The organism is Methylomonas sp. HYX-M1 (assembly GCF_040741385.1).
GTDB classification, from domain to species: Bacteria; Pseudomonadota; Gammaproteobacteria; order Methylococcales; family Methylomonadaceae; genus Methylomonas; species Methylomonas rhizoryzae.
Window position 1 is genome coordinate 337,526 of the sequence record NZ_CP160405.1, and the last position, 22,233, is coordinate 359,758.

At 56.4% G+C, this 22,233-nt stretch carries 17 protein-coding genes; 6 read left to right on the top strand and 11 right to left on the bottom strand.

Annotated elements, in window-relative coordinates:
- Positions 1 to 350: 350 nt before the first annotated feature.
- From AB0A83_RS01525 to AB0A83_RS01545, 5 genes are read left to right on the top strand one after another with little or no spacing between them, the layout of a single operon-like run.
- The gene (locus AB0A83_RS01525) at positions 351 to 2,990 is read left to right on the top strand and encodes a UPF0182 family protein (RefSeq protein WP_150046215.1); all 2,640 of its coding nucleotides are present in this window, start codon (positions 351 to 353) and stop codon (positions 2,988 to 2,990) included.
- Positions 2,991 to 3,007: 17 nt separating this feature from the next.
- Positions 3,008 to 3,844 (top strand): hypothetical protein, encoded by an 837-nt coding sequence (locus tag AB0A83_RS01530; protein ID WP_150046216.1) that lies wholly within the window; start codon positions 3,008 to 3,010, stop codon positions 3,842 to 3,844.
- Between the two features lie 48 nt (positions 3,845 to 3,892).
- Entirely contained in the window at positions 3,893 to 4,372 is a 480-nt protein-coding gene (locus tag AB0A83_RS01535; RefSeq protein ID WP_367155253.1) for a histidine phosphatase family protein, read from the top strand.
- A 9-nt stretch (positions 4,373 to 4,381) separates the two neighbouring features.
- Positions 4,382 to 5,230: a penicillin-insensitive murein endopeptidase gene (mepA, locus tag AB0A83_RS01540; protein WP_150046218.1), complete on the top strand. Its 849-nt coding sequence runs from the start codon at positions 4,382 to 4,384 to the stop codon at positions 5,228 to 5,230.
- 20 nt (positions 5,231 to 5,250) lie between these two features.
- Positions 5,251 to 6,258: a hydrolase gene (locus AB0A83_RS01545; RefSeq protein ID WP_367155255.1), complete on the top strand. Its 1,008-nt coding sequence runs from the start codon at positions 5,251 to 5,253 to the stop codon at positions 6,256 to 6,258.
- A 101-nt stretch (positions 6,259 to 6,359) separates the two neighbouring features.
- On the opposite strand, the gene AB0A83_RS01550 is transcribed toward AB0A83_RS01545, so the two are convergent.
- Positions 6,360 to 6,584, bottom strand: a complete 225-nt coding sequence (locus AB0A83_RS01550; protein WP_150046219.1) for a HipA N-terminal domain-containing protein — start codon at positions 6,582 to 6,584, stop codon at positions 6,360 to 6,362.
- Between the two features lie 975 nt (positions 6,585 to 7,559).
- On the opposite strand from AB0A83_RS01550, the gene AB0A83_RS01555 reads away from it, so the two are divergent.
- On the top strand, positions 7,560 to 9,626 hold the full coding sequence (locus tag AB0A83_RS01555; RefSeq protein ID WP_367155256.1) for a hypothetical protein: 2,067 nt from the start codon (positions 7,560 to 7,562) through the stop codon (positions 9,624 to 9,626).
- A gap of 482 nt (positions 9,627 to 10,108) precedes the next feature.
- On the opposite strand, the gene AB0A83_RS01560 is transcribed toward AB0A83_RS01555, so the two are convergent.
- The 10 genes from AB0A83_RS01560 to AB0A83_RS01605 form a co-directional block, all read right to left on the bottom strand.
- Entirely contained in the window at positions 10,109 to 12,007 is a 1,899-nt protein-coding gene (locus tag AB0A83_RS01560) for an REJ domain-containing protein (RefSeq protein WP_367155257.1), read from the bottom strand.
- A 137-nt stretch (positions 12,008 to 12,144) separates the two neighbouring features.
- Positions 12,145 to 14,367, bottom strand: coding sequence for a TonB-dependent receptor (locus tag AB0A83_RS01565; protein WP_367155258.1), 2,223 nt, complete (start codon positions 14,365 to 14,367; stop codon positions 12,145 to 12,147).
- 232 nt (positions 14,368 to 14,599) lie between these two features.
- Positions 14,600 to 15,310: a hypothetical protein gene (locus AB0A83_RS01570; protein WP_367155259.1), complete on the bottom strand. Its 711-nt coding sequence runs from the start codon at positions 15,308 to 15,310 to the stop codon at positions 14,600 to 14,602.
- A gap of 259 nt (positions 15,311 to 15,569) precedes the next feature.
- Entirely contained in the window at positions 15,570 to 16,565 is a 996-nt protein-coding gene (locus AB0A83_RS01575) for a GTP-binding protein (RefSeq protein WP_150046229.1), read from the bottom strand.
- 63 nt (positions 16,566 to 16,628) lie between these two features.
- Positions 16,629 to 17,417, bottom strand: coding sequence for a GTP cyclohydrolase FolE2 (gene folE2, locus AB0A83_RS01580; protein ID WP_367155261.1), 789 nt, complete (start codon positions 17,415 to 17,417; stop codon positions 16,629 to 16,631).
- Positions 17,418 to 17,755: 338 nt separating this feature from the next.
- Positions 17,756 to 19,408, bottom strand: a complete 1,653-nt coding sequence (locus AB0A83_RS01585) for a formylmethanofuran dehydrogenase subunit A (RefSeq protein ID WP_367156148.1) — start codon at positions 19,406 to 19,408, stop codon at positions 17,756 to 17,758.
- Between the two features lie 106 nt (positions 19,409 to 19,514).
- Entirely contained in the window at positions 19,515 to 20,231 is a 717-nt protein-coding gene (locus tag AB0A83_RS01590; RefSeq protein WP_367155262.1) for a DUF1826 domain-containing protein, read from the bottom strand.
- Positions 20,232 to 20,241: 10 nt separating this feature from the next.
- Positions 20,242 to 21,015 carry a ZIP family metal transporter gene (locus AB0A83_RS01595; RefSeq protein ID WP_150046231.1) on the bottom strand — a complete coding sequence of 258 codons (774 nt, stop codon included), beginning with the start codon at positions 21,013 to 21,015 and terminating at the stop codon, positions 20,242 to 20,244.
- Entirely contained in the window at positions 21,012 to 21,257 is a 246-nt protein-coding gene (locus tag AB0A83_RS01600; RefSeq protein WP_150046232.1) for a hypothetical protein, read from the bottom strand. The genes AB0A83_RS01595 and AB0A83_RS01600 overlap by 4 nt, the downstream gene beginning before the upstream one ends.
- Positions 21,258 to 21,378: 121 nt before the next feature.
- Positions 21,379 to 22,212, bottom strand: coding sequence for an all3515 family Zur-repressed PEP-CTERM protein (locus tag AB0A83_RS01605; RefSeq protein ID WP_367155263.1), 834 nt, complete (start codon positions 22,210 to 22,212; stop codon positions 21,379 to 21,381).
- Positions 22,213 to 22,233: the final 21 nt, after the last annotated feature.

Genomic DNA, 22,233 nt, shown 5'->3' on the forward strand with positions numbered 1-22,233 from the left:
TCGGGTTAACCACGATGTCCCGCTCGTCATCCCGCTATGCCGGCTAGGCAAATACTTTACTGAGCGACGTAAGTCGCGCTAGCCCCACCGCCCGGTTTTGAGCCGGCGTCTCCCGGCCGACGCGGCAAGTCGGGGTTAAGCCGCATGCCTTGTGCCTCTTCTCGCCACGGGCTTTTTGAGCCGGTCTCCATTCGTAAGCCGGCTCCGTCCCGGTTTGAACCGTACCCCTACCTGACTGCGTTACAGCTATAACCGGCATTGCGTCTTAGGATGATAGAATGCCGGCGGGTGTGGCGGTGCGCGCCGTCGATTCAGCAAACGAGACCGAAATCTTTGATAAAGAGGAATGTATGCGTAGTTGGAAGCTAATACCTACGTTAGTCGGTGTGACGATAGTCGGTGCTATCGTTTTGTACATCGCATTTTATTTCGTGTTTCTGGATTTCTTCGTCGATTTATGGTGGTTTAGGTCGCTGGATTTCGAGACCTATTTCTGGCTGCGTTTGTTGTACCGATTCATTTTCTCCGGCGCGGTGACGCTATTTTTCTTTGGAGTGTTTCAATTTCATTTTTGGATCGCGTCGCGTTATTTGGGTTTGAATCCGCCGGAGGAGGTCTGGTTGGACGACAAAAAACGCCGGCGTTTTCAACGTTTTGCCGACACATTCATGTCCGGCTCGGTCAAGGTGTTTACTCCGGTTTCCGTGCTGTTGGCGGTCGCCATCGCCGTACCGTTTTATTTGCAGTGGGAAGACGCCTTGCTGTTTTTCTTCGGGAACGACGCCAAAATCGCCGACCCGGTGTACGGCAACGACGTCAGTTTCTATCTATTTTCCTATCCGATTTACGTGTTGATCCAAAAGGAGCTATTGACCACCGCGCTGATGGTGTTTCTGGCTACCGGTCTGTTGTATTGGATGGAACACATCTTTATTCCGAATCAAGGCAAGGAATTTCCGCTCGGAGCCAAGATTCATATGACGGTACTGTTTTTGTTCGTTGTCCTGTTCGTCGTCTGGGGTTACTTGCTGGACCGCTTCGGCTTGTTGTTTACCAATACCCGCGAGCCGGTGTTTTTCGGACCGGGATTCGTCGATTTACGCTTCCATCTACCGCTGATTTGGTTGTCGATACTGGCATTTTTAGCGATTGCCGGTTCGCTGATTTTTTACGTGTTCTCGGAGCGGCACCGCAGCAAAACCCCGATTGTCATTTCCGTGTTGAGCTTTTCGGCCATTTTGCTGTTGAAAAACTCCGACATGCTGCCGGGATTGATCGACAAATTCATTGTTAGGCCGAATCCGACCCGCACCGAGGGCGCATTCATGAAATACAACATCGACGCGACGTTGACCGCCTACGGTTTGACCAACATCCATACCATCGAATTGCCGATCAAGTTGGAACCGACCAAGGACATCGAAGACTGGTCCAATAAGGAGCATTTCGAAAATATCCCGGTGTGGGATAGAGAGTTTTTGATCGACAGCTACCAGCAACTGCAAGCGATCAGGCCCTATTACCGCTTTACTACGGTGGACGAAGACCGCTACTTCATTCACGACCACCATCAGCAAGTGAATTTGGCGGCACGCGAAGTCAATATCAGCAACCTGCCGCGCGAAGCGCAAAACTGGGAGAACACCCATTTGCGCTATACCCACGGTTACGGCGCGGTGGTGTCGCCGGCGGCCCAGGATGCCGGCATTCCCATCGTTTGGTATTTAAGGGACTTGAATCTGACGTCCAACGTCGGTTTCGAAGTTAAATATCCGGATATTTATTACGGTCAAGAAAAATATCCTTACGCGATCGTGCCGAACAACTTAATCATCAAGGATATTTCCGGTTCGGATTTGGACGATACTCCGGATTATCACGGCAACTCCGGCATACCGATTGCGTCGTACTTTCGCAAGTTGCTGTTTGCGTTTTATTTTAAAGACGAAAAGATATTTTTCTCGCCCAATATTACCAAGCACAGCAAATTGTTGATTCGGCGTAACATCGACGAGCGTATCGCCACGCTGACGCCGTTCTTGCATTTGGATAAAGATCCGTATTTGGTCATCGAGAAAGAGCGTTTTTATTGGATACAAGACGCATACACCTTATCGGATAAATATCCGGTGTCTCAGCCGGCGGCGGACGACTTTTTGGACGGCAGTCAGAAATTCAATTACATCCGCAACTCGGTGAAAATTGTGGTCGACGCCTACGACGGCAGCGTCGATTACTATATTGCCGAACCGGACGACCCTATCGTCAGCGCGTATAGCCGGGCGTATCCCGGCTTGTTCAAAAAACTGGAGGAAATGCCGGAGAGTTTGCTCAAGCATTTGCGCTACCCGCGCGATCTTTACTACATGCAGATGAAGCTTTACGCCAAATATCACCAGGACAGTCCGGAGCTGTTCTACGAGCAGGCGGAAACGTGGCAATATGCGACGGTGGACGGCGAACCGGTGTTGCCGTACTTCATCACCATGGACTTCGGTCGCTGCGGCAATCGGGAGGAATTCGTGATGATCAACCCCATGACGCCGGTGCACAGGGATAACTTGAGCATGGTCGGCGTGGCCAGTACCCTGGATCAGCATGCCTGCGACAATAGTTATAAACCGGGCGTCACCATTTATAAATTTCCTAAGGCGGTGCAGGTCAACGGGCCGTCCCAGGTTAATGCGTTGATCGACCAAAATCCGGAGATAGCCGCCCAATTCACGCTGTGGAACCAGCTCGGTTCCGAGGTGAAAAAAGGCCGCATGGTGATTCTGCCCATGGGTAATTCGGTGTTGTACGTGCAACCGATCTACATGTTAGCGACTAAAAACAAAATCCCGGAATTGGCGCGGGTCATTGTGTCCATCGGCAATCAGGTGGTGATGGACACCACGCTGTGGGGAGCATTTGCCAGCTTGAAGGAGTCGTTCCTCAAGCAGGCAAACGGTTCGACGTCCGGCACTACGATTAAAGCCCCCAAGCAGTAAGCGCTACCGTTTTTCGCATGGCCGGGAGCAAGCAAACCGAAGTCAGCTATCGGCTATTGATATTTTGCGCGTTGTCATGCGAAGCCAAACCGCTGATCGAGTATTGGCGTTTGAGGGCTTTGCCGGGCCTGGGGCCGTTCGGTTTTTTTGCCGATCGCGATAAGGCCCTAGTCGTTAGCGGCATAGGCAAAACCGCGATGGCGGCCGCAGTGGCGCACGCCTTGGCGGCTTTGCCGGTCGAGCCGCAGCCGGCGCTGTTGAATCTGGGGGTTGCCGGGCATGCCGAGGCGGCTTTAGGGCACGCGTATCTGGCGCACAAAATCACGGATGGCGATAACGGTAAAGTGTTTTATCCCCAGTTGCCATTCGTTGTACCGTGCCAAACAGCTAAGCTTTGGAGTTTGTCCAAACCCTCGGCCGAGTATGCGCATGCCGGTTTATTGGATATGGAGGCCTCCGGTTTTGCCGAGATCGGCCTCAAATTCAGCACGGCGGAGTTAGTGCACGCGCTGAAAGTAGTGTCCGACAACCCTAGCGAGCCGTTGGCGCAGGTTCAGCCGGATTTGGTTGCCAGTTTGATACGCCGGCATTTGCCTATCGTCGACAGTTTGAGTCAGGCCTTGTTGGAACTGCGCGCGGATTTACAGGAAACGGACGTGGAATTGTTCCATCGCTTGCGGCAAGAGTTTCATTTCAGCGTCACCGCTGCCGCACAGCTAAAAACCTTGTTGCAGCGTTGGTCGAGTCTGCGCGGCTTGGATTCTTGCCGGTGGCGGGAGCAAAATTTGCGTAGCGGCAAAGAAGTGCTGGCCTGGTTGCAGCAGGAATTGGCGCAAACCGAGTTTTTTTTGTGATTACCGTTGTCGGGCCGATAGCATGCGCCCGGAAGGGGATATAAAGCTATGTTGCTGACTTTTTTTCGGCATGCGACGGCCGAACAGCACGGTCTTTCCAAGCCTGATGCCGACAGGGCGTTAGTAGAAAAGGGCGAAAAACAAGTGCTTAGAGTTGCACAATTTTGCAGCCTACATCAATTGCTGCCGCAACGCCTGTTGACCAGCCCGCTGCTCCGGGCCCAACAGACCGCGCAATTACTGCGGGGCGAGTTGAGCGGCTGTCCCGCGCCGGAGGTGGTGGATTGGTTAAGGTTAGGAACGCCGGCCCAAACGGCCGGGCGCCGGATCGAAAGTCTTCGTCGCGAGGCCGACGATGTTTGGCTGGTTGGCCACGAGCCTGATATTTCCGCGCTGGTCGCCGAATTGCTTGGGATCGGCCAATTCTGTTTACAAGTAAAAAAAGCGTCTTTGACGCGATTACAGTTCGATAACGGGACGGGGCGATGGTTGTTATTGTGGAGCTTGCCTTGTGCTTTGATGCGGTAAACAACGGTTATGAATAAACTAGTGTTATGTTTGATTGCGGCCGGGTTCAGCGCCAATTGCGCGGCTCGTTCGGAAGCGGAAATTTGGGCGAAAGTGGCAGCGCCGACTAAAAGCGCGCGGGCCGAAAGCATAGGCAGCTATACCAACGGCTGTTTGCGCGGCGCCCAGGCCCTGCCGGTTACCGGCGTCGGCTATCAAGTCATGCGTTTGTCGCGTAACCGGTTTTACGGTCACCCGGATTTGGTCCGCTACATTCAAGACTTGGGCGCGTTTGCGTCAGGGCAAAAGCTGGGCACTTTGTTGGTCGGCGATTTAGGTCAGCCGCGCGGCGGCCCGACAGTCAGCGGCCATAAGAGCCACCAAACCGGGCTGGACGTGGATATGTGGTTTTTATTGCCGAACAATTTGGAAAGCCGGGTGTTGTCCAGCCAGGAGCGGGAAAGCTGGGGAGCGCCTTCGATGTTGGATGCCCATAACGCCGTCGATTTCGGCCGTTGGACTCAAGCCCACGAACAGCTGTTGGAGACGGCGGCCCGCGATGCCAGGGTGGAGAGGATATTCGTCAATCCGGCGATCAAACAAGCCTTGTGTAACGATAAGGCGCGCTTCGCCGACAGCGCATGGTTACGCAAGATTCGTCCCTGGTGGAAACACGACGACCATTTTCACGTGCGGCTTAAGTGTCCCGGCGGCAGCGACGATTGCAGCAGCCAGGAAGCGGTACCGGCAGGCGACGGGTGCGGCGCCGATTTAGCCTGGTGGTTCAGCGCCGAAGCGCTCGCCCCGCAGCCTGCCGCCAAGCCTAGCGTGAAACCGCCTTTGCCGGCTAAATGCGCCGAGGTATTGTCTCAGCCCTAATTCCGTCCGGGTAGCTTGTCGTGCCAATCACACAAAAGCGCTTGCCGGGCGCTATTTGGCTGGGAAATCCGCATTGGCAGACCATTTATCCCGCCTTGTTGCGCGCTCCCCTAACGCTGTTTCGCACCCGGGAGCGTTTGCCAACCCCGGACCAAGATTTTCTGGATTTGGATTGGTACGGCGAAACCGGGTCCGACGTCGTTATCATTTTGCACGGTTTGGCCGGCAGCTCCGAATCGCAATACGTGACGAGTTTGCAGCATTTGCTACGGCAACAGGGCTTTGCCAGTGCCGCGCTGAATTTTCGCGGTTGCAGCGGTCAACCCAACCGCTTGGCGCGCAGCTATCATTCCGGCGACACCGGCGATCTGAATATCGTATATCGCAGGTTGCGGCACAGATTTCCGCAAGCCAAGCTGTCGGCGGTCGGTTTTTCGTTGGGCGGAAACGTGTTGTTGAAATGGTTGGGCGAACAAGGCGAGCAGCTCGATTTGACGGCTGCGGTTGCGGTTTCCGTACCCTTGGTGTTAAGCGAATGCGCTGACCGGATGGATAGCGGATTTTCCAAATTTTACAGCGCCTATTTGCTGGCCGAATTGCGCCGCTACATCGGCAAAAAACGGGTTTTTCTCGATGCGCAAGGTTTGGACGCCGAAGCGGAAAAATTGCGCAACCTCGGCGATCTGCGCCGCTTGAAGTCTTTTTGGCAATACGACGATCAAGTCACCGCACCCTTGCATGGTTTCGCCGGAGTCGACGATTATTACCGGCGTTCCAGCTCCCGGCAGTTTTTGGGCCGCATCGCAGTGCCGACCTTATTGATTCAAGCCGAGGACGATCCTTTCATGACGCGGGCGGTCTTACCCGCACCCGCTGAGCTGGCGGCACCGGTGACTTTGGAGCTTTACGACCGCGGCGGTCATGTCGGTTTTTTAGACGGCGTCGGCCGCAAGGCGCCGCATTCCTGGCTGGATAAGCGCATTGCGGCTTATTTGCTCGAGCGGCACGCGGGTTCCATCCGCCTGTAGTTGGCCGGAATATTGAGTGCGCATATCGGATATCGGCGAATTAAGAATAAAACCTGGATTTCACCAGATCAACACAACATTCAGTTTGGTTAGCCATCTGCTCAAGCATTTGCAGTTCTGCAGGATTTGAAACCATCCGCTTTAATTTCGCCGCGACATTGGGCGCCTGTGAAGATTTGTTCGGTGAGTGGCAGATTGGCGCAAAGCGCAATGGCGTTGGGATTGGTCAACCAATCCGGCGCGTAACGAAATAACAGTTGGTACTGTTGGCTTTCCTGTAAATAACCGACCAATTGCTCGCCGGCAAATACGGCCAAGCGTTTCATGATTGCCTATCCATAATCACGACATCCAAGCCCAACAAATTCAGAGTATGCATGACCTTATCGAATTGCACCGTACCCTTGCCGTATTCCAGAGCGCTGATAAAGCGCGTACCGGCTTGGAGCGAGTCCTGCTAAATCGGCTTGCGTCAATCCTTGCGCTTTACGGTGAAGTGCGACGATTTGGTCCAAAACCATGGCATTCTGAATATTACCGAGCGGTGGTTTTGGGTTTGGCATAGCATCGTGTTGCCGCTATATTCCCGATCGGGAGCTTTAGATGATGAGCCATCCTTTTGCCAATCAAACGTTACCGGTCGGTAATTTATACCTATGAATAGCCTCGAAAGAGATCGCCGAGTTAAAGCAACGGCGTCACGCTTTGGATGAGGAGCGCGCGACGGTGGCACGAGCTTAAGGCAACGGCGCCAGAAGCAAATCGAACGCTCTGCGCAACGAGTGGCTAGACAACAGTAATGCATCAATCAAGCCCGTCACCTTTTTGATTGAATCTCTCGATAAAATTGATTGGCGGCTTACGACCCTTACGAGACGCTCAGCTCAAAAATGACCTTCCGTCTGCTCTATGACTCTGAGAAGCCATTCGCGACAGGCGAACAGCTGGCCTACTGGTGTTCGCATTTGGCGCAGTATTATCGTAAAAATTGCTTTGCCCATATATCTCCAACATTCGCCCTCGTGGTTGTTCCGTTGTTGTTCCGTAAATTTGTTGACAATGATAGCTTGCTTAGCTAGACTCTGTTTTCAGACATTTGGAACAACAACGGAACAACGGTGAAAATGATGAGCGACAACTTTTACACTGCGAGCTTAAGCAGAACTCAGGGCCGTAATACTTGGGCGGTAATCTTCCGACATCCGAAGAGGACTGATCCCACCACCGGAAGGGAGGGGTTACGAGTTAGACAAAGCCTTAAAACTGAAAATGACCAGGAAGCTGGAATACTTCGAGACCAAATGAATACGTTGCTAGCGAGCCCTAACCTATGGGATCTCGGCGCACGTGAGCAGGCATTAACCATATTCGATCAACGCGTCGTTGATATTTTCTTCTACAAGATCGAAGGTGGCGAAACTGACTTTCTCGCGCTACGAGATAGCGTAATAGAGCTTCCGTCTTCGCAGAATAGCGACTATCGCCGAGCACTATTTCTCGGCACCACTGGCGCAGGCAAGACGACAGCGTTAAGGCAAATTATGGGCACCGATCCATTGAAAGAGCGATTCCCGTCAACGTCGACGGCCAAAACTACCGTTCATGAAACGGAAGTAATCCTCCGAGAAGGACTTTACAGTGCCGTAATCACTTTTTTCCCAATGGAAGATGTTCGCGAGCATCTAAAAGAATGTGTCTCTGCTGCCGTTTTGGCAGCATACCGGAAGGAATCCGATGCCGACCAGATGCGCCGCTTGCTCACTCATGTGAATCAACGTTTCCGCTTTAATTACGTACTTGGCAATGGCTCAGTCAAGAGTTCGAGTGATTTTGATGACGACGGTGATAGCAACAGCGATCCCGAAGATAGCGAACTTCTGATACGCACTAACGAAGTGCTTTCGTTCGCGCTGGAATCGATCAAAATCCTCGCAGAACTCTATGGGGCGTCGCTTCGGACGGAACTAAATGCGACAGACGAGAAGGACCAGCGTGTCATTGATGAACTGTTTGAAGAAGAACTTGACAAGCGGACACGAGAAGACGAGAGATTTCAGCAAGTCGTCGATGCCGTCATGGACGAAATAGAGGAGCGATTTACCCTTCTGTCCAACGGCAAGCTTCAAAAAACGAAAGTCGGTTGGCCCCTGTCGTGGACTTGGGAGACCGAAGATCGAAATGCCTTCATCTCAGAAATTTCGCGCTTTGCTTCGAACTATGCCCCGCTATTCGGCACACTTCTGACCCCACTGGTGAACGGGGTTCGCGTTGCAGGCCCTTTCTATCCAGTGTGGACGAATGACAAACCGAAATTGGTACTTCTCGACGGTGAGGGGCTTGGCCATACACCTCGATCGATGTCCACAATCTCGACAACCCTTTCAAAGCGAATTGATATGGTTGATGCCGTTATCCTGGTTGATAACGCGACCCAGCCGATGCTTGCTGCGCCCGTCGCGGCGATGAAGGAACTGGTCTCATCTGGAAACTCTGCCAAATTGATCTTCGCCTTCACTCATTTCGACAAAGTCAGCGGCGACAACCTGCCAAGCCCATCGGCCCGTGCCGATCACGTCCTTGCCTCAGCAGAAAATGTGCTCTCTGCCATCGGCGAAGACCTCGGACCGTTTGCCGAGCGAGCATTACGCGCCCGGCTTGCAAGCTCTCGAGTTTTCCTTGCGAACCTCGATCAAAGATTGGATATTGAATGCAAGGATGACAAACGCACGGCCACTCAACTAAGTAAGCTTTTGGAGACGATAGACGGCATTGTAGAGCGTCCTAAACCAATTGACTCGCGCCCAATCTATGACCGGATGAACCTTGCGCTCGCCGTCGAACGTGCGGCAGAGAGCTTCCGTAATGGGTGGCGGCCTCGACTCGGCCTGTCAGGAAAGCATAGCACTGAAAAAGAGCACTGGACTCGTATCAAAGCCCTCAGTCGACACATCGTGGTGATGGGGGCCGATCATTACGACACGCTGCATCCAGTGGCTGATCTGAGGAAGGAGTTAAGGCAACGGCTTTACATACTGCTTCAGAATCCAGTTGGCTGGAATGGGCCAGAGCCAACCGACGATGATAAGCAGATTATTTTCGACGCCATCGCCGATGATCTTAATCGCCGCTTGTTCGACCTATCTTTGCGCAGAGTCAAGTCTGAACGCTTGGCCGATTGGCGCCACGCATACGACGAATCAGGCCCACGCTCAACGTTCCGACGCGCAAAACTGATTGGAGAGAGCATTTACGACTTAGCTGCTCCAGTACCTGACCTAACCCCATCGCCAGACCGGAATGCCTTCTTGCAAGACGTGGCCACTGTGACCAGAGAGTCGGTTGAACTAGTTGGTGCGATTTTGAACTGAAGAAGTCGGTTTGACACGTAATGCTTTTAACGAACGTCGGCAACCTGAAATATTGCCGACGTTCAATTTATCGATTTTGATCATGAGAAAATGACAGCAATTGGCCGAACACAAACGCTCTGACTACCAGTGTATATTGATTGAAATCCAGCCAAACCGAATTCGCCTAAAGCCCGACAGCATCAGCTCTCGGCAAATAACTTGGGGAACAGCAGGTCGATGGATCGGCTGGTAAATCGCAGCACCCCAGCAAATGAAAGTTTTTCGGTGGGAGAGACGCCTTCGACGCGACGAAGGCGTCGCTCCCACAATGACTTTCATAGTCATTGCTCAGTCAGTGAGGTCAGTTCAGCCACCCAATCGACCACATCCAGTGGAGGATTTTCCAATAGATAAGGCTCGATGCGATTAAGCGGTTTTGCCGGCGCCGAGATGCCGGGTAACTGCGCTTGGCGTCACGTCATGCCTTCCCCGTGTCCGAGCTAACGCCGGGTCGGCCGGCAGCGCCTTAGCGTGCAACGTCTTTTCGCCGCCCGGGCGTCCGCTTTGTTGATTTTGCGATTGCCGTCCAAGTCGCGCACATCGTTGACGTCTATCGGTTTAGGCGCTTTTTTAATGGCCCGCAAAATCAGGGCGACGTCGATTCGGTCGACGTCGCCGTCCAAATCCACGTCGCCCAGCGCCGGGACGGTATAAGTCACCTCGTCGTAAGCAATGCCGACGCCGTCGCCGACCGCCAATTTAAAGGAATAGTTGCCGGGACGGGTCGGGGTGAAATAGGCCGACCGGTCGTCGGCGCCGTTCAACGCCATCGCCTCGCCTTGGGTTTGTTGCCAGCGATAGCTTAATGCGTCGGGACCGGGGTCGGTATCGACGCTGGCACTGCCGTCCAACGCGACTAGGCTGTGCAAGCGCGCCAGTTTGTCGGCGCCGGCATCGGCCAGCGGCGGCTCCGGCACGGTAACGACGACTTCGTCGTAAGCGATCAGATTGCCGTCGCCAACCGCGACGCGAAAGGCGTAACGACCGGTTTGAACCGGAGTAAAACCGGGGGTGGCGGTATCGGCGTTTTGCAAGATCACGCTAGTCCCGGCGGTTTGTTGCCAGCTAAAATTCAATTCGCCGGGGCCGGGTTCCGGGTCGTAGCTGGCGCCGGCGTCCAGGGTTACCACAGCATTCAAACCGACTGTCTTATCGGCGCCGGCATCGGCGACCGGCGCAATCGGCGTGTCGGCGGCGCTCACCGTGACCGCGACCTCGTCGTTGGCGCTGGCGGCGCCGTCGTTGACGGTCAAGCGGAAGGCATATTGGCCGGCTTGGCTGGCGACGAAGCTCGCGCCGGCGCTATTGCCGCCGCTTAACTCGACCGGGCTGCCGACGGTTTGTAGCCATTGATAGCTTAACGCCTTCGGCGCGGCGTCCGGGTCGTAACTGGCCGAGCCGTCCAGCTCGACGGTATCGCCGACCTTGACCGAGCGGTCGGCGCCGGCGTTGGCGATAGGTGCGACCGGTTGCACCGGCAATGTCTCGATGCGCTCCAGCAAGGCATCGGAAAAATCCTCGGTCGACAATCCGGCGTTGAATAATACGTAGAACGGGGTGGACGACTGGATGCGGCGGTTGGAACCGACTTGCAGTTCCAGCAAATAAGCGCCGACCGGCCCGCCGAGCGTACCTTGGGGGGGTTCCAAAAAGAAATTCAAGTGGGTGTGCAAGCTGCCCGAGTTGTTGGCGGCGTCTACCACCATTTGCGCCTTGCCGGCGATGCCGCTGCCGGTAAACAAGGTTACCGCGGTTTGGTTATCGAAACCGTCGGCAAAGCAAAACAACTGGCCGCCGCACTGGTTGTAGTCGGTGATTACGTAGGCCGGATCGATGGCCCCGGCCAGTTTGACGCGCACATTGGCCGGGGCCGGCTGCCAGGCGCGAGTCTCCGGGTTCCAATATTCCAGGATGCCCAGCGCTTGGTAATTGACCAATTCGCCGGCCTCCAGCGCGCCGTCTACCGCTTGAAACCCCGGATTCGGCGTCTTGTAAGGGCCGCCGGAGAAATCGCGAAAGTCCGTCAAATACACCATCTGCCCGCTGGCACCGTCTACCGGTAAAGTCCCGGCCGGCAAATTCAGGCTGCCTGTCAATTGGGTCAGGTCGCAACCGACCGCACCGGGCGTGCGGCAAAAACCGGCCTGCATCGCGTCGCCGTCGGCCCAAATTTCCACGTCCAAATGCACGGCGTAAACCGGAACGGCGACGGTGGCCAGCAGCCAAGCCAGCGGCTTCAACATCGCCGGCACGTGCGGCCGCTTTGGTTTGACAAGGCCGGACGGGCAGGCCGCAATTTGGGGACGAATGGTTAGGCGCGGCAAGCGGTGACGAAACATAGGGAATCTCCGGCGTTACGGATTACTGTGAAAGCTGCGCGGGAACAGACAGGCTCTTTGCGGCTCGAAAAATGTCGTGGCGATAGGCTGTAGCTGCAACTCATCGGGCCTAAACGTTGTCATGGCTTAAGCATGTTTTAGAAGGTGGCGCGAAAGCCGATCACGACGCTACGGCCCGGCTCCGGCGCGAAATTGCGCAAAAACGACACCGAGTTGCGCACTTCTTCGTTCAATAAATTGTTGGCTTTGGCGAAAAGCCATAAATCCAAGGGCTCCAGGCTTTTCCAATGGTAATCGGCGCCGGCGGCCAGCAGGTGGTAGCCGGCCGTCGCCGTTTCGGCGTTGCCGGGGTGGCTTTGCGCTTCGCCGCGGGTATAGCGGATTGAAGCGTTCCAGATCGCGTCGCCGAAGCCGAGTTCGGCGCCGAAGCGTAGCGGCGGCAGGCGTGGGACATCGCTGCGGTCGCCGTCGGCAAAGCGTCCGCGCACCCAATCGGAAAACAGCGTCAGTTTCAACCGGCCGAGACCGGTATCGGCCAATACCGCTTGTGCCTCGGCTTCGTAACCGGTGAACCAGGCGTTGCGTTGGTCGTAGGCGTAAATCGGCAAACAATCGACCAGACTGACGCAGTCGGCGTAAAACTGCGACTGGTGATAACTGTAAAAGCCGGACAGGCGTTTTTGATAGATGTAATCGTCGCTCCAGTTGTAATAGCCGTTCAATTTGAGCGACAGCCGCTCCGATTGCCAGTCCAGGCCTAGATCGGCCAGATTGACGGTTTCGTTGCCCAATTTGACGTTGCCGACCTCGAAATTACGCGTCGCCAGATGCGGGCCTATCGCCAACAGCTCCTGGATGTCCGGCGCACGCTTGGCCCGGCTCAGCGTCAGGGTCAGCCCGGCGTCGCGACTGAAATCCCAGCGGCCGGACAAGGACGCCGTGTCGGCACGAAATTGCAAGCTGTCGGGCAGGGCAATGTCGGCAAAACGGGGCGGCAGACCGGGCGGGGTCGGGAAGCGCAGATAGTCGGTGCTGGGGTCGATGCGCAACCGCTCGGTACGCAGGCCGGCTTCCAGCGTCCAATCGCCGAATTGCAGTTTTTGCAGGGTAAACAAGCCTAAGGTATCGCCTTGGGTCGGCGGCACAAAGCTTTCCACCCCTAGCGCGGCGAACTCGCGGTCTTGCCAATGCGCGCCGAAGCTGCCGGTCAGCGCGTCGAAGAAAGTGTGGTGAATTTCGAATCGGCCTTCGCCGACTTGGTTGGTGAAGGTGGTGAACGGCAGGCCGCCCTCGACTTCGGTATGGGCGTAATCGACGATGCCGTAGCGGAACGCGACTTTTTCGATGCCGGGCAAGCGCGGATACCAATCGCTTTTAAAGTCGTATCGGGTCTGGCGCATGTCGATGCGGATACTGGGATTCAAGGCTTCCGCTCCCAGGATGTCGGCGAATTCGTCCAGCAAAGCCGGGTCTATGTCCGGCAACAGCAATTCCAATCCGTCCAAATCGCTGGGGTCTATGCCGTGCGTGCCTTTGGGCACGCCGTAGCGGTTGGTGAAGTGGCCGACCGACAGGCCCGCCATGGCCGATTCGCCCAGCCAAGACAAACCCAGCGAGCCGCCGACGCTTTCGCTGTCGGTATTGGGTATCGTGCCGTAGGCGTTAATGAGCTTGTTCAAGCCGAATTGTTGGCGAACCGCGCCGGCATCGATCGCGGCGCCGGGAATTTCGGTGTCGTTGCGGTTACGGTGAAAACCGGCGACCCGCATCGCCAATTGCTCCCGGCCCAGGTCGAATTTAAAACCGGCGTTAGTGCCGTCGGCGTTGGTGTCGAAACGGTTTTCGACGGCGCCTTCGATGACGCGCCCCGGTACCTTTTCCGGAATCCGGTTGTCTTTGACATCGACGAAACCGCCGATCGCGTTGCCGCCGTAGCGAATCGTGCCCGGCCCGCGTACCACCTCGATTTGTTCGGCAAACAGCGGTTCTATCGCCACCGCGTGATCCGGGCTCAAAAAGGATGCGTCGTGGCTGCCGATGCCGTCTTGCATGATGCGCACCCGCGAGCCGCTCAGGCCGCGGATTACCGGTACGCCGACGCCGGGACCGAACGAGGCGTTGGCAACGCCCATTTGGTTTTCCAGGGTTTTGCCCAAGGTGTCGGCTTGCTGCCGGTACAAGGCGTCGCCGCGCAGTTCGCTGGTTTGCGGCGCGATTGTGGATTTCGTCCGGTCGCCGATCACTTCGACCGTGTCTAGGGCTATTTCATCGTCTACCGTGCTGCGTTCAAAATCCGTAGCCGCCGGGTCGGCGGCGCTTGCTAGCGGGCTGAGCGTCAGCAAAAACGCGGTTAGCGTCAAGCGTGCACACAACGGGCTGTGCCGGAAAACGCAAGCAAACCTTGTTGGCTCAAGCCGATTGGGGCCGCTGGGAATAGGCCGGGGGGGGCGCGGGGGAGCGCAACTGCGCGGCCTGATGATCGGGAATCGTTGCATTGCTTAAAAATTTTTGCGGTGCCGCAAGGGCCGAGGGGGGAGTTAAACCCCACCCCCGGCGGCGAGCTCAATTGCAGGTCGGCAAGCGGACGACGCTTTAAACATGCGCTTGGCGGCGGCGTCCTGTGTACAGCCAGCCCATCAAGGCGGAACCGAACATCCACACGGCGGCCGGCAGCGGTACCGGTGCGGTTGCCGCAGAGACCGCCGCTTCGAAGTCTGCGCTAGCCAAGCCGCGGTTGAAAATGATGTCGTAGCTTGCCGAAATCGCCAGCGGAGTTTGCGATTCAGCAACCGTCTCGAACAATTGCAGCGTAATCCAATAGGCGCCTACGCTGCCGCCTAAAACGTTGCTGGCGTTGCGAATCGCCATGTCCAGATGTTCGTGAATATCGCCATTGCTGTCGAATTGCCCTATTACCCCGGCGCCGTTGCTTACGCCGTCAGCCGAAAATACCGAGGTGTTGCCAAGCGCGTCTTCGATTTGGATGTGTTCGCCGTTCAATACCGAATTGCTCCAAGCCGAGCCGTTCCAGAATTGCAAGGAACCGATGCCTTGAAACCATAGCCAGTTACCGTCTCCGAATGCGCCTAACGCGGTGTCGGCATCGTAGCCCGGATCGTCGGTACGGTAAGCGCCGCCGGATAGGTCGCCGAAATCGGCTTCGAACAACGTGCCGTTCAATTCGATTTGCCCGCCTTGTTTCCAAGGCTGAATGTCGCCGTCGTGTTGCTCCGCCGCCAGCGGCGCGGACAGATTGATGCTTAAACCCAGTATCAACGCGGGTTTTAACCAAAGATTACTCATGAACGTTCTCCTGTTATGCAAGTGAAAGCCCGGCCTGACTCTAGGCGACGAGCTGTGTGAACCAAGTCACTATGTTATATTATAACATCTCATACAGGAGCACAATGTCATTTGTGCTGCTCCCTAAGGCTAGCCTGACGGGATCATTCGCGCGATCTCACCTCCGCATGGCTTATTCATGAAATGGGCCCAACTCTCGGAGACTTGGCGCGTGGCGACGCGTAGCGCGAGAGGTCAAGAATGATGCGGGCAACGTCATTCAAACCGCAAGCTGACAGGCTGCCAACGCCTCCAGCATCTCCTGCTTGGGTAAATTGCGGCCGATGAATACCAGATTCGATTCCCTAGCCGCGCCGTCCGGCCACGGGCTGCCGAAACCCTCGGTCATCAGCATGTGCACGCCTTGATAAATGACCCGCTTGTCGCAGCCGGCGATATTGAGGATGCCTTTGTAGCGCAGCAGGTCGTTGCCGTAGTCGCGCACCATGATGTCCAGAAACGCCAAGATGCGGGCCGCATCGAGCGGACGGTCGGTACGGAACACGAACGAACCGATGTCGTCTTCATGCTCGTGACTGACGTCGTCTAAAAAATCCGGCTCGATTTTCAGGATGTCGTCCAGGTTGAAACCGTCGATGTCCAGTATGTCGTGCAACTCGGTGGCGCCGAAATGCACGCGCTTGATCGGCGCCCTGGGGTTCATCGCCCGCAAGCGGGTTTCCAGGTCGGCAACCACTTCGGCTTCCTGCAAATCGGTTTTCGATAGCAAAATCCGGTCGGCAAAACCGACTTGTTCTTGCGCTTCGTGATGCTCTTGCAATTGCATGTGGGCATGCACCGCGTCGACCACGGTGACGATGGCGTCCAGTTTGTAATTTTCGGCGATGTCGGGTTCGATGAAAAAGGTTTGCGCCACTGGCGCCGGATCGGCCAGACCGGTGGTTTCTATGATGACCCGTTCGAAGTGGATAACGCCGCTTTCCCGCCGCTCGGACAATTCGGCCAGGATGCGTACCAGGTCACCGCGCACGGTGCAGCAGATACAGCCGTTGTTCATCGTGACGATTTGCTCGTCGGTTTGTACCAGCAGTTCGTTGTCGATGCCGGTTTCGCCGAATTCGTTTTCGATCACCGCGATGCGGCGGCCGTGCTGTTCGGTGAGGATGCGGTTCAGCAGTGTGGTTTTGCCGGCGCCGAGAAAGCCGGTCAATATCGTCACGGGTACCGGGTAGTTGAGTTTTGGGGCGGTTTGCATGGCGGTCTCCTTGGGGGGAATGACTCGTCCGTCGTCAAGGACGAACGATGAAGGCATAGAAATTCATAGCGTCGGTTTACGGCGCTCGATCAGCGCATAAGCCGAGTGGTTGTGTATCGACTCGAAGTTTTCCGATTCCACCGTGTAGGCGCCGATGCGCGGCTCGGCGTCCAGGCGGGCGGCAACGTCGCGCACCATGTCCTCGACGAATTTGGGGTGGTCGTAAGCGTATTCGGTGACGTATTTTTCGTCCGGACGCTTCAGCAAGCCGTAGATAGGCGACGAGGCTTCGGCCTCGACCAGCGCGATCAGATCTTCGATCCAGATGAATTGCGAGGTTGCTACCGTGACGCTGACGTGGGAGCGCTGGTTGTGGGCGCCGCGTTCCGAGATTTCCTTGGAACATGGGCACAAGCTGGTCACCGGCACCACGATTTTGACTTTGGTGCGGCAACCCTGGGCGTCGATTTCGCCGATAAAACCGACTTGGTAATCCAGCAGACTGCGCACGCCGCTGACCGGCGCGGCCTTTTCGAGGAAATACGGAAAACGCATGTCGATGTAGCCGGATTCGGCTTCCAGCCGCTGTAGCATTTCCTGCAACATGACCGGAAACGAAGCAATGCTGATCTCCCGGTCGTGGCCGTTCAAGATTTCCACGAAGCGCGACATGTGGGTGCCCTTGAAGTCGTGCGGCAGATTCACGTACATATCAAAACGAGCCACGGTATGTTGTTCGCCGCCGTTTTTATCCCGCACCCGCACCGGATGCAGAATGTCCTTGATGCCGACTTTGTCGATGGCGATACGGCGGCTGTCGGCGCGGGCCTGGATGTCTTCGATGGGGTTCATGGTTTTTACTGGTTGTAACGGCTTAATGTGTATTGGTCGAGGCGACTGTCATTGTTGTGTCACTATCGCGACGGCTTTTTAATGTCGGGTCTCGGCCCGACAGCCGAGATACTTTCTTTTGCGTGGCCAAAAGAAAGTATCCAAAGAAAAGGCCACCCCCGCTGCCGCTTATTCCCTGCGCTCCTCGGGTTTGAACGGGGTTTTCCGAAGGGGCTTCCCAGCCCCCGCGGAAAACGCGCGGCATCCTTGCCGCGCCCCTTCGGGCTATTCCGCTCAAACCCTGCGATGCTCGGCGCGGCAGAGGGGATGACAAATCTCGACTTCGTAGCGCAATGTCGTCATTCATGCACCTTAAACCTGGGATGTTCGCCGAAGTCGGCGTCGTTGACCGCGTATTGGCCGAGTTTCAGGCTGTAGAAGCGGTCGAAGTGTTGTTTGACAGTACGGATGATGCCGGCGTCGTAAACCGGGGTAACGGTCTGGGCCAAGCCGGCCGGCCGTTCGATCACGATGCCGTCTTGTACCACCAGCCGGCCGTTTTTGAACAGCAAGGCGGCGTCGGCGAACATTGCCCGGTAGTCGGGACGAGCGCCGGTACGCTGACCAGGATGGTAAACGGCGATGTCGGCAATGGCGCCCGGCGCCAGATGGCCTCTGTCGTTGAGGCCCAGCAGCGTGGCGGCGGCGGAGCGGGTCATGCTGGCGACTTCGCTCAGGGTCAATTCGCGCTTTAGATTCGGCAGCAAGGTCAATGCCAGGGCTTCCTGGTTCAGGTGGGCCATGCATTCCTGTCGGTAATCGGCGTCCATCAGCAAGCGCAGCAGTTCCGGGTAGGCGGTAAACGGCGCGCCGTTGGGGTGGTCGGTGGTGAAAAACAGCCGCTCCGGCGCCTCGGCCAGTAAAAACAGTTCCAGGCCAATCGCCCATTGCAGAGTGTTGACGAAGCTGGCTTGGCGGTAGCGGTACGGCACCACGCCGCCGGAGCCTTCGGTTTCGGCGTCCCACATTACATATTTGCTCGGGCTGGCGTCGGCGTGGCGGCTATATTGGGCGATGACGTCGCCGGAGATGGTCACGGTCTGGCCGAACAGCACTTGGCCGACGTCCATGCTGATGTTGGGGTGGCGGTTGAAGGCTTCCAGCAGTTTGGCCGCCGCCGAGGAAAAGCCTTTGGCGCCTTCCGTACCGTAAGCGTAAAACTGCACGTGGGCCAGGTGCATCGGCAGGCCTTGCGCGGCTTCCATGGTGGCGATGATGGTGTCGACGTTGCCGGGGATGCCCAGGTTGTTGCAATGCACGTGCGGCGGATGTGGCACGCCGAGCTGATGCACGGCGGTTTGCAGGGTTTGCAGAATCTGCCGCGAGCTGACGCCGTAATCCGGTACGATGTCGTCCAGACCGAATTGGCGGACGTTGCTTTTGAAGGCGTTGGCGCCGCCGGCGTTGATGATCTTCAAGCCCAGCGCGCGGGTGGCGTTCAAGGTCCAGGCTACGTAATCGTTGATTTGGTTCTGGCCGGCCTTGGCCCGTAGCAGTCGCAACAACAGTTCGTCGTTGCCCAGGATCGCCAGCGCGGCGGTGTCTATGATCGGGATGTCGGCCATTTGCAGGTGCACGTCCAGCGCGCCCACCGGCAACATCGCCGGTTCGACCACGCTGGTATAGCCCATCCGCGCGTAGCGGTAGCCGATGTCGGTACTGGACCACTTGGCGGAACTGAAGGGATGGTTAAGCCGCCGCGCCATATGATTGCGGTGCTGCTCCGGCAACAATACCCGGGCGGTGTTGACGTTGCCGCCGGCGATGTGGCTGTGGATGTCGATGCCGCCGGCCATCACAATCTTGCCGGTCAAGTCGTACACCGCGTCGAAACGCGCGCCCGGTCCGGGATCGGCGACAATCGCCCCGTCGCGGATGAACAGGTCGCGGGTATCGCCGTGCAGGTTTTGGCTGGGGTCGTAAATCGAGCCGTTGTACAGTTTGATCAGCATGTAGGTTTTTGTTGCGGTAGTCAGTAGATACGCACCGCGTACCAGTACCAGATTAAAGGTTTCCGATGAATCGTTTGCCAAAAGGTACGCACTGCGTACCTACGCTTTACAACATATCCAAAGTCAGCAACAAGCGGCGCGGCTGCACCGCGGTGGGGGCCGGCGAGCGGTGCACCAGGCCGCGGCCTTCGTTGCCTTCCCAGTGTTCGCCCTTCATCAGGCCCACCGCGTAGGCCGGCATTTGCCGGATTGCGGTCGGGTCCAAGATCAAGCCGGAACAGTCGTCCGGCTTTCCGCAAGCGCCCATGCCCAGCTTGCCGCGGTCCAAGGCATACTCGGGCAGCCATTCGGTACCGATGCCGCCGTAGCTGCAAATCAACCGGGCCGGCACCCGGTCGACGTGAAAGCGCGGGCACATGGCTTTGTCCAGCGTGTACAGACGGAATCCGGCCTCACGCAACTCGAATAAGTCGCAAAATGCCCCGACCAACATTTCGACGTCGTCCAACCAAGTTTGGTAACCCGGCAGCGCGGATGCTTGAGGCCAAATTTCGCCGAAATCAAACTGCAGTGGATCGATTCGCAGGCTGATTTCGACGCCGACTTTCCGTGCCAGCGCGGTATAAACAAAATGTTCCATGTCGACCGGAAACGTCCGTTCGATCAGGCATAAGTTGACGTTGTGCCGGTAAATATCCGCCAAATCGGCAAAATCGCGGGAAACCAGGCTTTTCATCGGAGAGTGCAGCCATGGCGGCGCTAAGTGTTGAGCGGCTTGGCCGGCAGGGCTTAAGGTTTGCCTCAAAAAATGGGCTACGGGCATTTAGGCCTCCTTATGCGGTTAACAAAATTTGTTCGAACAGCACGACGGCCTGCATGCAAGCAATGCCCAAAGCGAAAGAGACGGCTTGCCCGCCAAGATGGGGCAAGGTCGAACGCTCGTGCAATACCGGAATCAGGTCGGAGGCGGCAATGTAGATAAAGCCGCCTGCAGCTATTGGTAACAATACGATCAACGACGATTCGGCGACTTGGCCGAGCAGCAGGGTAAACAAGGCGCCGGGCACAACGGTTAAGGAACAATAAAAGTTGTACAACACGGCTTGCCTGGGTGCATATCCGCCACGCAGCAACGCGCCGACGTCGCCCAGTTCCTGCGGTACTTCGTGGGCAATGATCGCCAACGTGGTGGTCAAACCCACTACCGGGTCGGCCAAGAAGCTGCCGGCAATCAACACCCCGTCGACGAAGTTGTGGATCGCATCGCCGATCAGATTCATTTTGGCCAAAGGCAAAATTTCGCCGGCTTCGGCCTGGGTGTCGACAGTGTGATCGTGGCGCCAGCGCACTAGCTTTTCCATGACGAAAAAGCCGAAGACGCCGATCAATACCATCAGGCATACATCGCTGACCGAGCCTTGTCTGGCCGTGGCGTCCGGAATCAGATGGATGAAAGCGTCCCCCAGCAATACCCCTACCGCCAAGGCAACTAAGAACGGCACGATTTGTTTTAGGCGCTCCGTCGGCAGCCACAGCGCAAGCGCGCTCGACAGCGAGCACAGGCTGACGGCAAGGCAAGCGGCAATGCTAGGTAAAACGCTGTTCATGTCGGTTCTTTGCCCGGATTTTTCAGCGAGCGATAATCGCGGTGCGAGCTATAGATAAAATCGGCCAACCGGTTCGGCAGTACGTGGGAGATGAAATGGGCCAACATGAAACCGAGCACCGCCGAAAACACCAGGGTGAGCGCCCGTTTGTGGGTTTTATCGTCCAACAACGGAATCACGGCGCCGAGAATGATCAAGAGTTCAGCGCCTATCAGGTGCAGATAACTATCCAGACCGGTCATCTCATCCTCCTACACGAAAATGGCTAGCCGCCGGAGCGCACGGCTAGTCAAGCCAAGCACATGCGTAATGGCGGTACGCTGCCCATGTCGCTTCCGGCCGAGTTATTTTCACCGGTGGAACTCATGCCGTAGGGAGGCCGCGCTTGCGGCTAAGGCCGATATATCCGAATAAACCGGATGCAAAAAACCAAAACGCCGCCGGCAACGGAACCGCGGTCGGTGCGAAGTCGAAGTAAAAACGTCCGGAATTGATATTCGCGTCATTTAAGCCGACCAACCGAAATTCGGCGGTATACGTGCCTGCAACGGCATCGGATGCGGTCCAGAAGATCGGCGAGAATCCAGTAGTAAGGTAGCTATCCAGGTTGATGGTGTCGCTGATGGCGAACAGGTTGGCGGTTTGTTGGTCGCCGACGAACAAACCGGCCGTGGCGGAGATCAATTGCAGGCCGATAGCGGTATCGCCCAGCAAGGTCGACCAGCGGTTGTTGCTGCTGTTGAACAGAATCTGCTGTTCGCTGCCGGTTTCGTGCCCTGCCAGGTCGTCTACCCGAGCGAAGGTCAGGTTGCCGTAGTCTTCCGACGGATTGTTTTGGGACGTGAGTTTGCCGCTATACAGGCTACCGCTGCCCCAATTGAGTGCCAGAGGCGCATCCAGCGAGGAAATTTCCGGAATGCGGTTGTTGGTATTGGTGTCGTTGGTCGTTGGCGACCCTGCTGGGCCACTGTATGCGTAGGCGCCGATGCCGTGATAATGGTTGCCGTGGTTGAGAAGTAAGGTCAGATTGCCGGCATTGGGGTTTGCCAGGCCGTTGTAAGTGCCGGACGTAAAGGTGTCGGTACCGTCGATACCGATGTAATAGCCGGCCAAGCTACTCTCGGCAGCGAGGGATTGGCCGGCTATGCTCAATCCCATCGCAAGCAGCGCTACCGGTAACAGTTGGTTTTTTTTCATGGTATTGCCCTCCAAGGCAAA

Bases quoted from the DNA above. Each gene is read 5' to 3' on its own strand.
- folE2 (WP_367155261.1), bottom strand. From the start codon at position 17,417: ATGAACCCCATCGAAGACATCCAGGCCCGCGCCGACAGCCGCCGTATC.
- AB0A83_RS01605 (WP_367155263.1), bottom strand. From the start codon at position 22,212: ATGAAAAAAAACCAACTGTTACCGGTAGCGCTGCTTGCGATGGGATTG.
- AB0A83_RS01595 (WP_150046231.1), bottom strand. From the start codon at position 21,015: ATGAACAGCGTTTTACCTAGCATTGCCGCTTGCCTTGCCGTCAGCCTG.
- AB0A83_RS01590 (WP_367155262.1), bottom strand. From the start codon at position 20,231: ATGCCCGTAGCCCATTTTTTGAGGCAAACCTTAAGCCCTGCCGGCCAA.
- AB0A83_RS01525 (WP_150046215.1), top strand. From the start codon at position 351: ATGCGTAGTTGGAAGCTAATACCTACGTTAGTCGGTGTGACGATAGTC.
- AB0A83_RS01600 (WP_150046232.1), bottom strand. From the start codon at position 21,257: ATGACCGGTCTGGATAGTTATCTGCACCTGATAGGCGCTGAACTCTTG.
- AB0A83_RS01570 (WP_367155259.1), bottom strand. From the start codon at position 15,310: ATGAGTAATCTTTGGTTAAAACCCGCGTTGATACTGGGTTTAAGCATC.
- AB0A83_RS01530 (WP_150046216.1), top strand. From the start codon at position 3,008: ATGGCCGGGAGCAAGCAAACCGAAGTCAGCTATCGGCTATTGATATTT.
- AB0A83_RS01555 (WP_367155256.1), top strand. From the start codon at position 7,560: ATGAATACGTTGCTAGCGAGCCCTAACCTATGGGATCTCGGCGCACGT.
- AB0A83_RS01575 (WP_150046229.1), bottom strand. From the start codon at position 16,565: ATGCAAACCGCCCCAAAACTCAACTACCCGGTACCCGTGACGATATTG.
- AB0A83_RS01535 (WP_367155253.1), top strand. From the start codon at position 3,893: ATGTTGCTGACTTTTTTTCGGCATGCGACGGCCGAACAGCACGGTCTT.
- mepA (WP_150046218.1), top strand. From the start codon at position 4,382: ATGAATAAACTAGTGTTATGTTTGATTGCGGCCGGGTTCAGCGCCAAT.
- AB0A83_RS01550 (WP_150046219.1), bottom strand. From the start codon at position 6,584: ATGAAACGCTTGGCCGTATTTGCCGGCGAGCAATTGGTCGGTTATTTA.
- AB0A83_RS01585 (WP_367156148.1), bottom strand. From the start codon at position 19,408: ATGCTGATCAAACTGTACAACGGCTCGATTTACGACCCCAGCCAAAAC.
- AB0A83_RS01560 (WP_367155257.1), bottom strand. From the start codon at position 12,007: ATGTTTCGTCACCGCTTGCCGCGCCTAACCATTCGTCCCCAAATTGCG.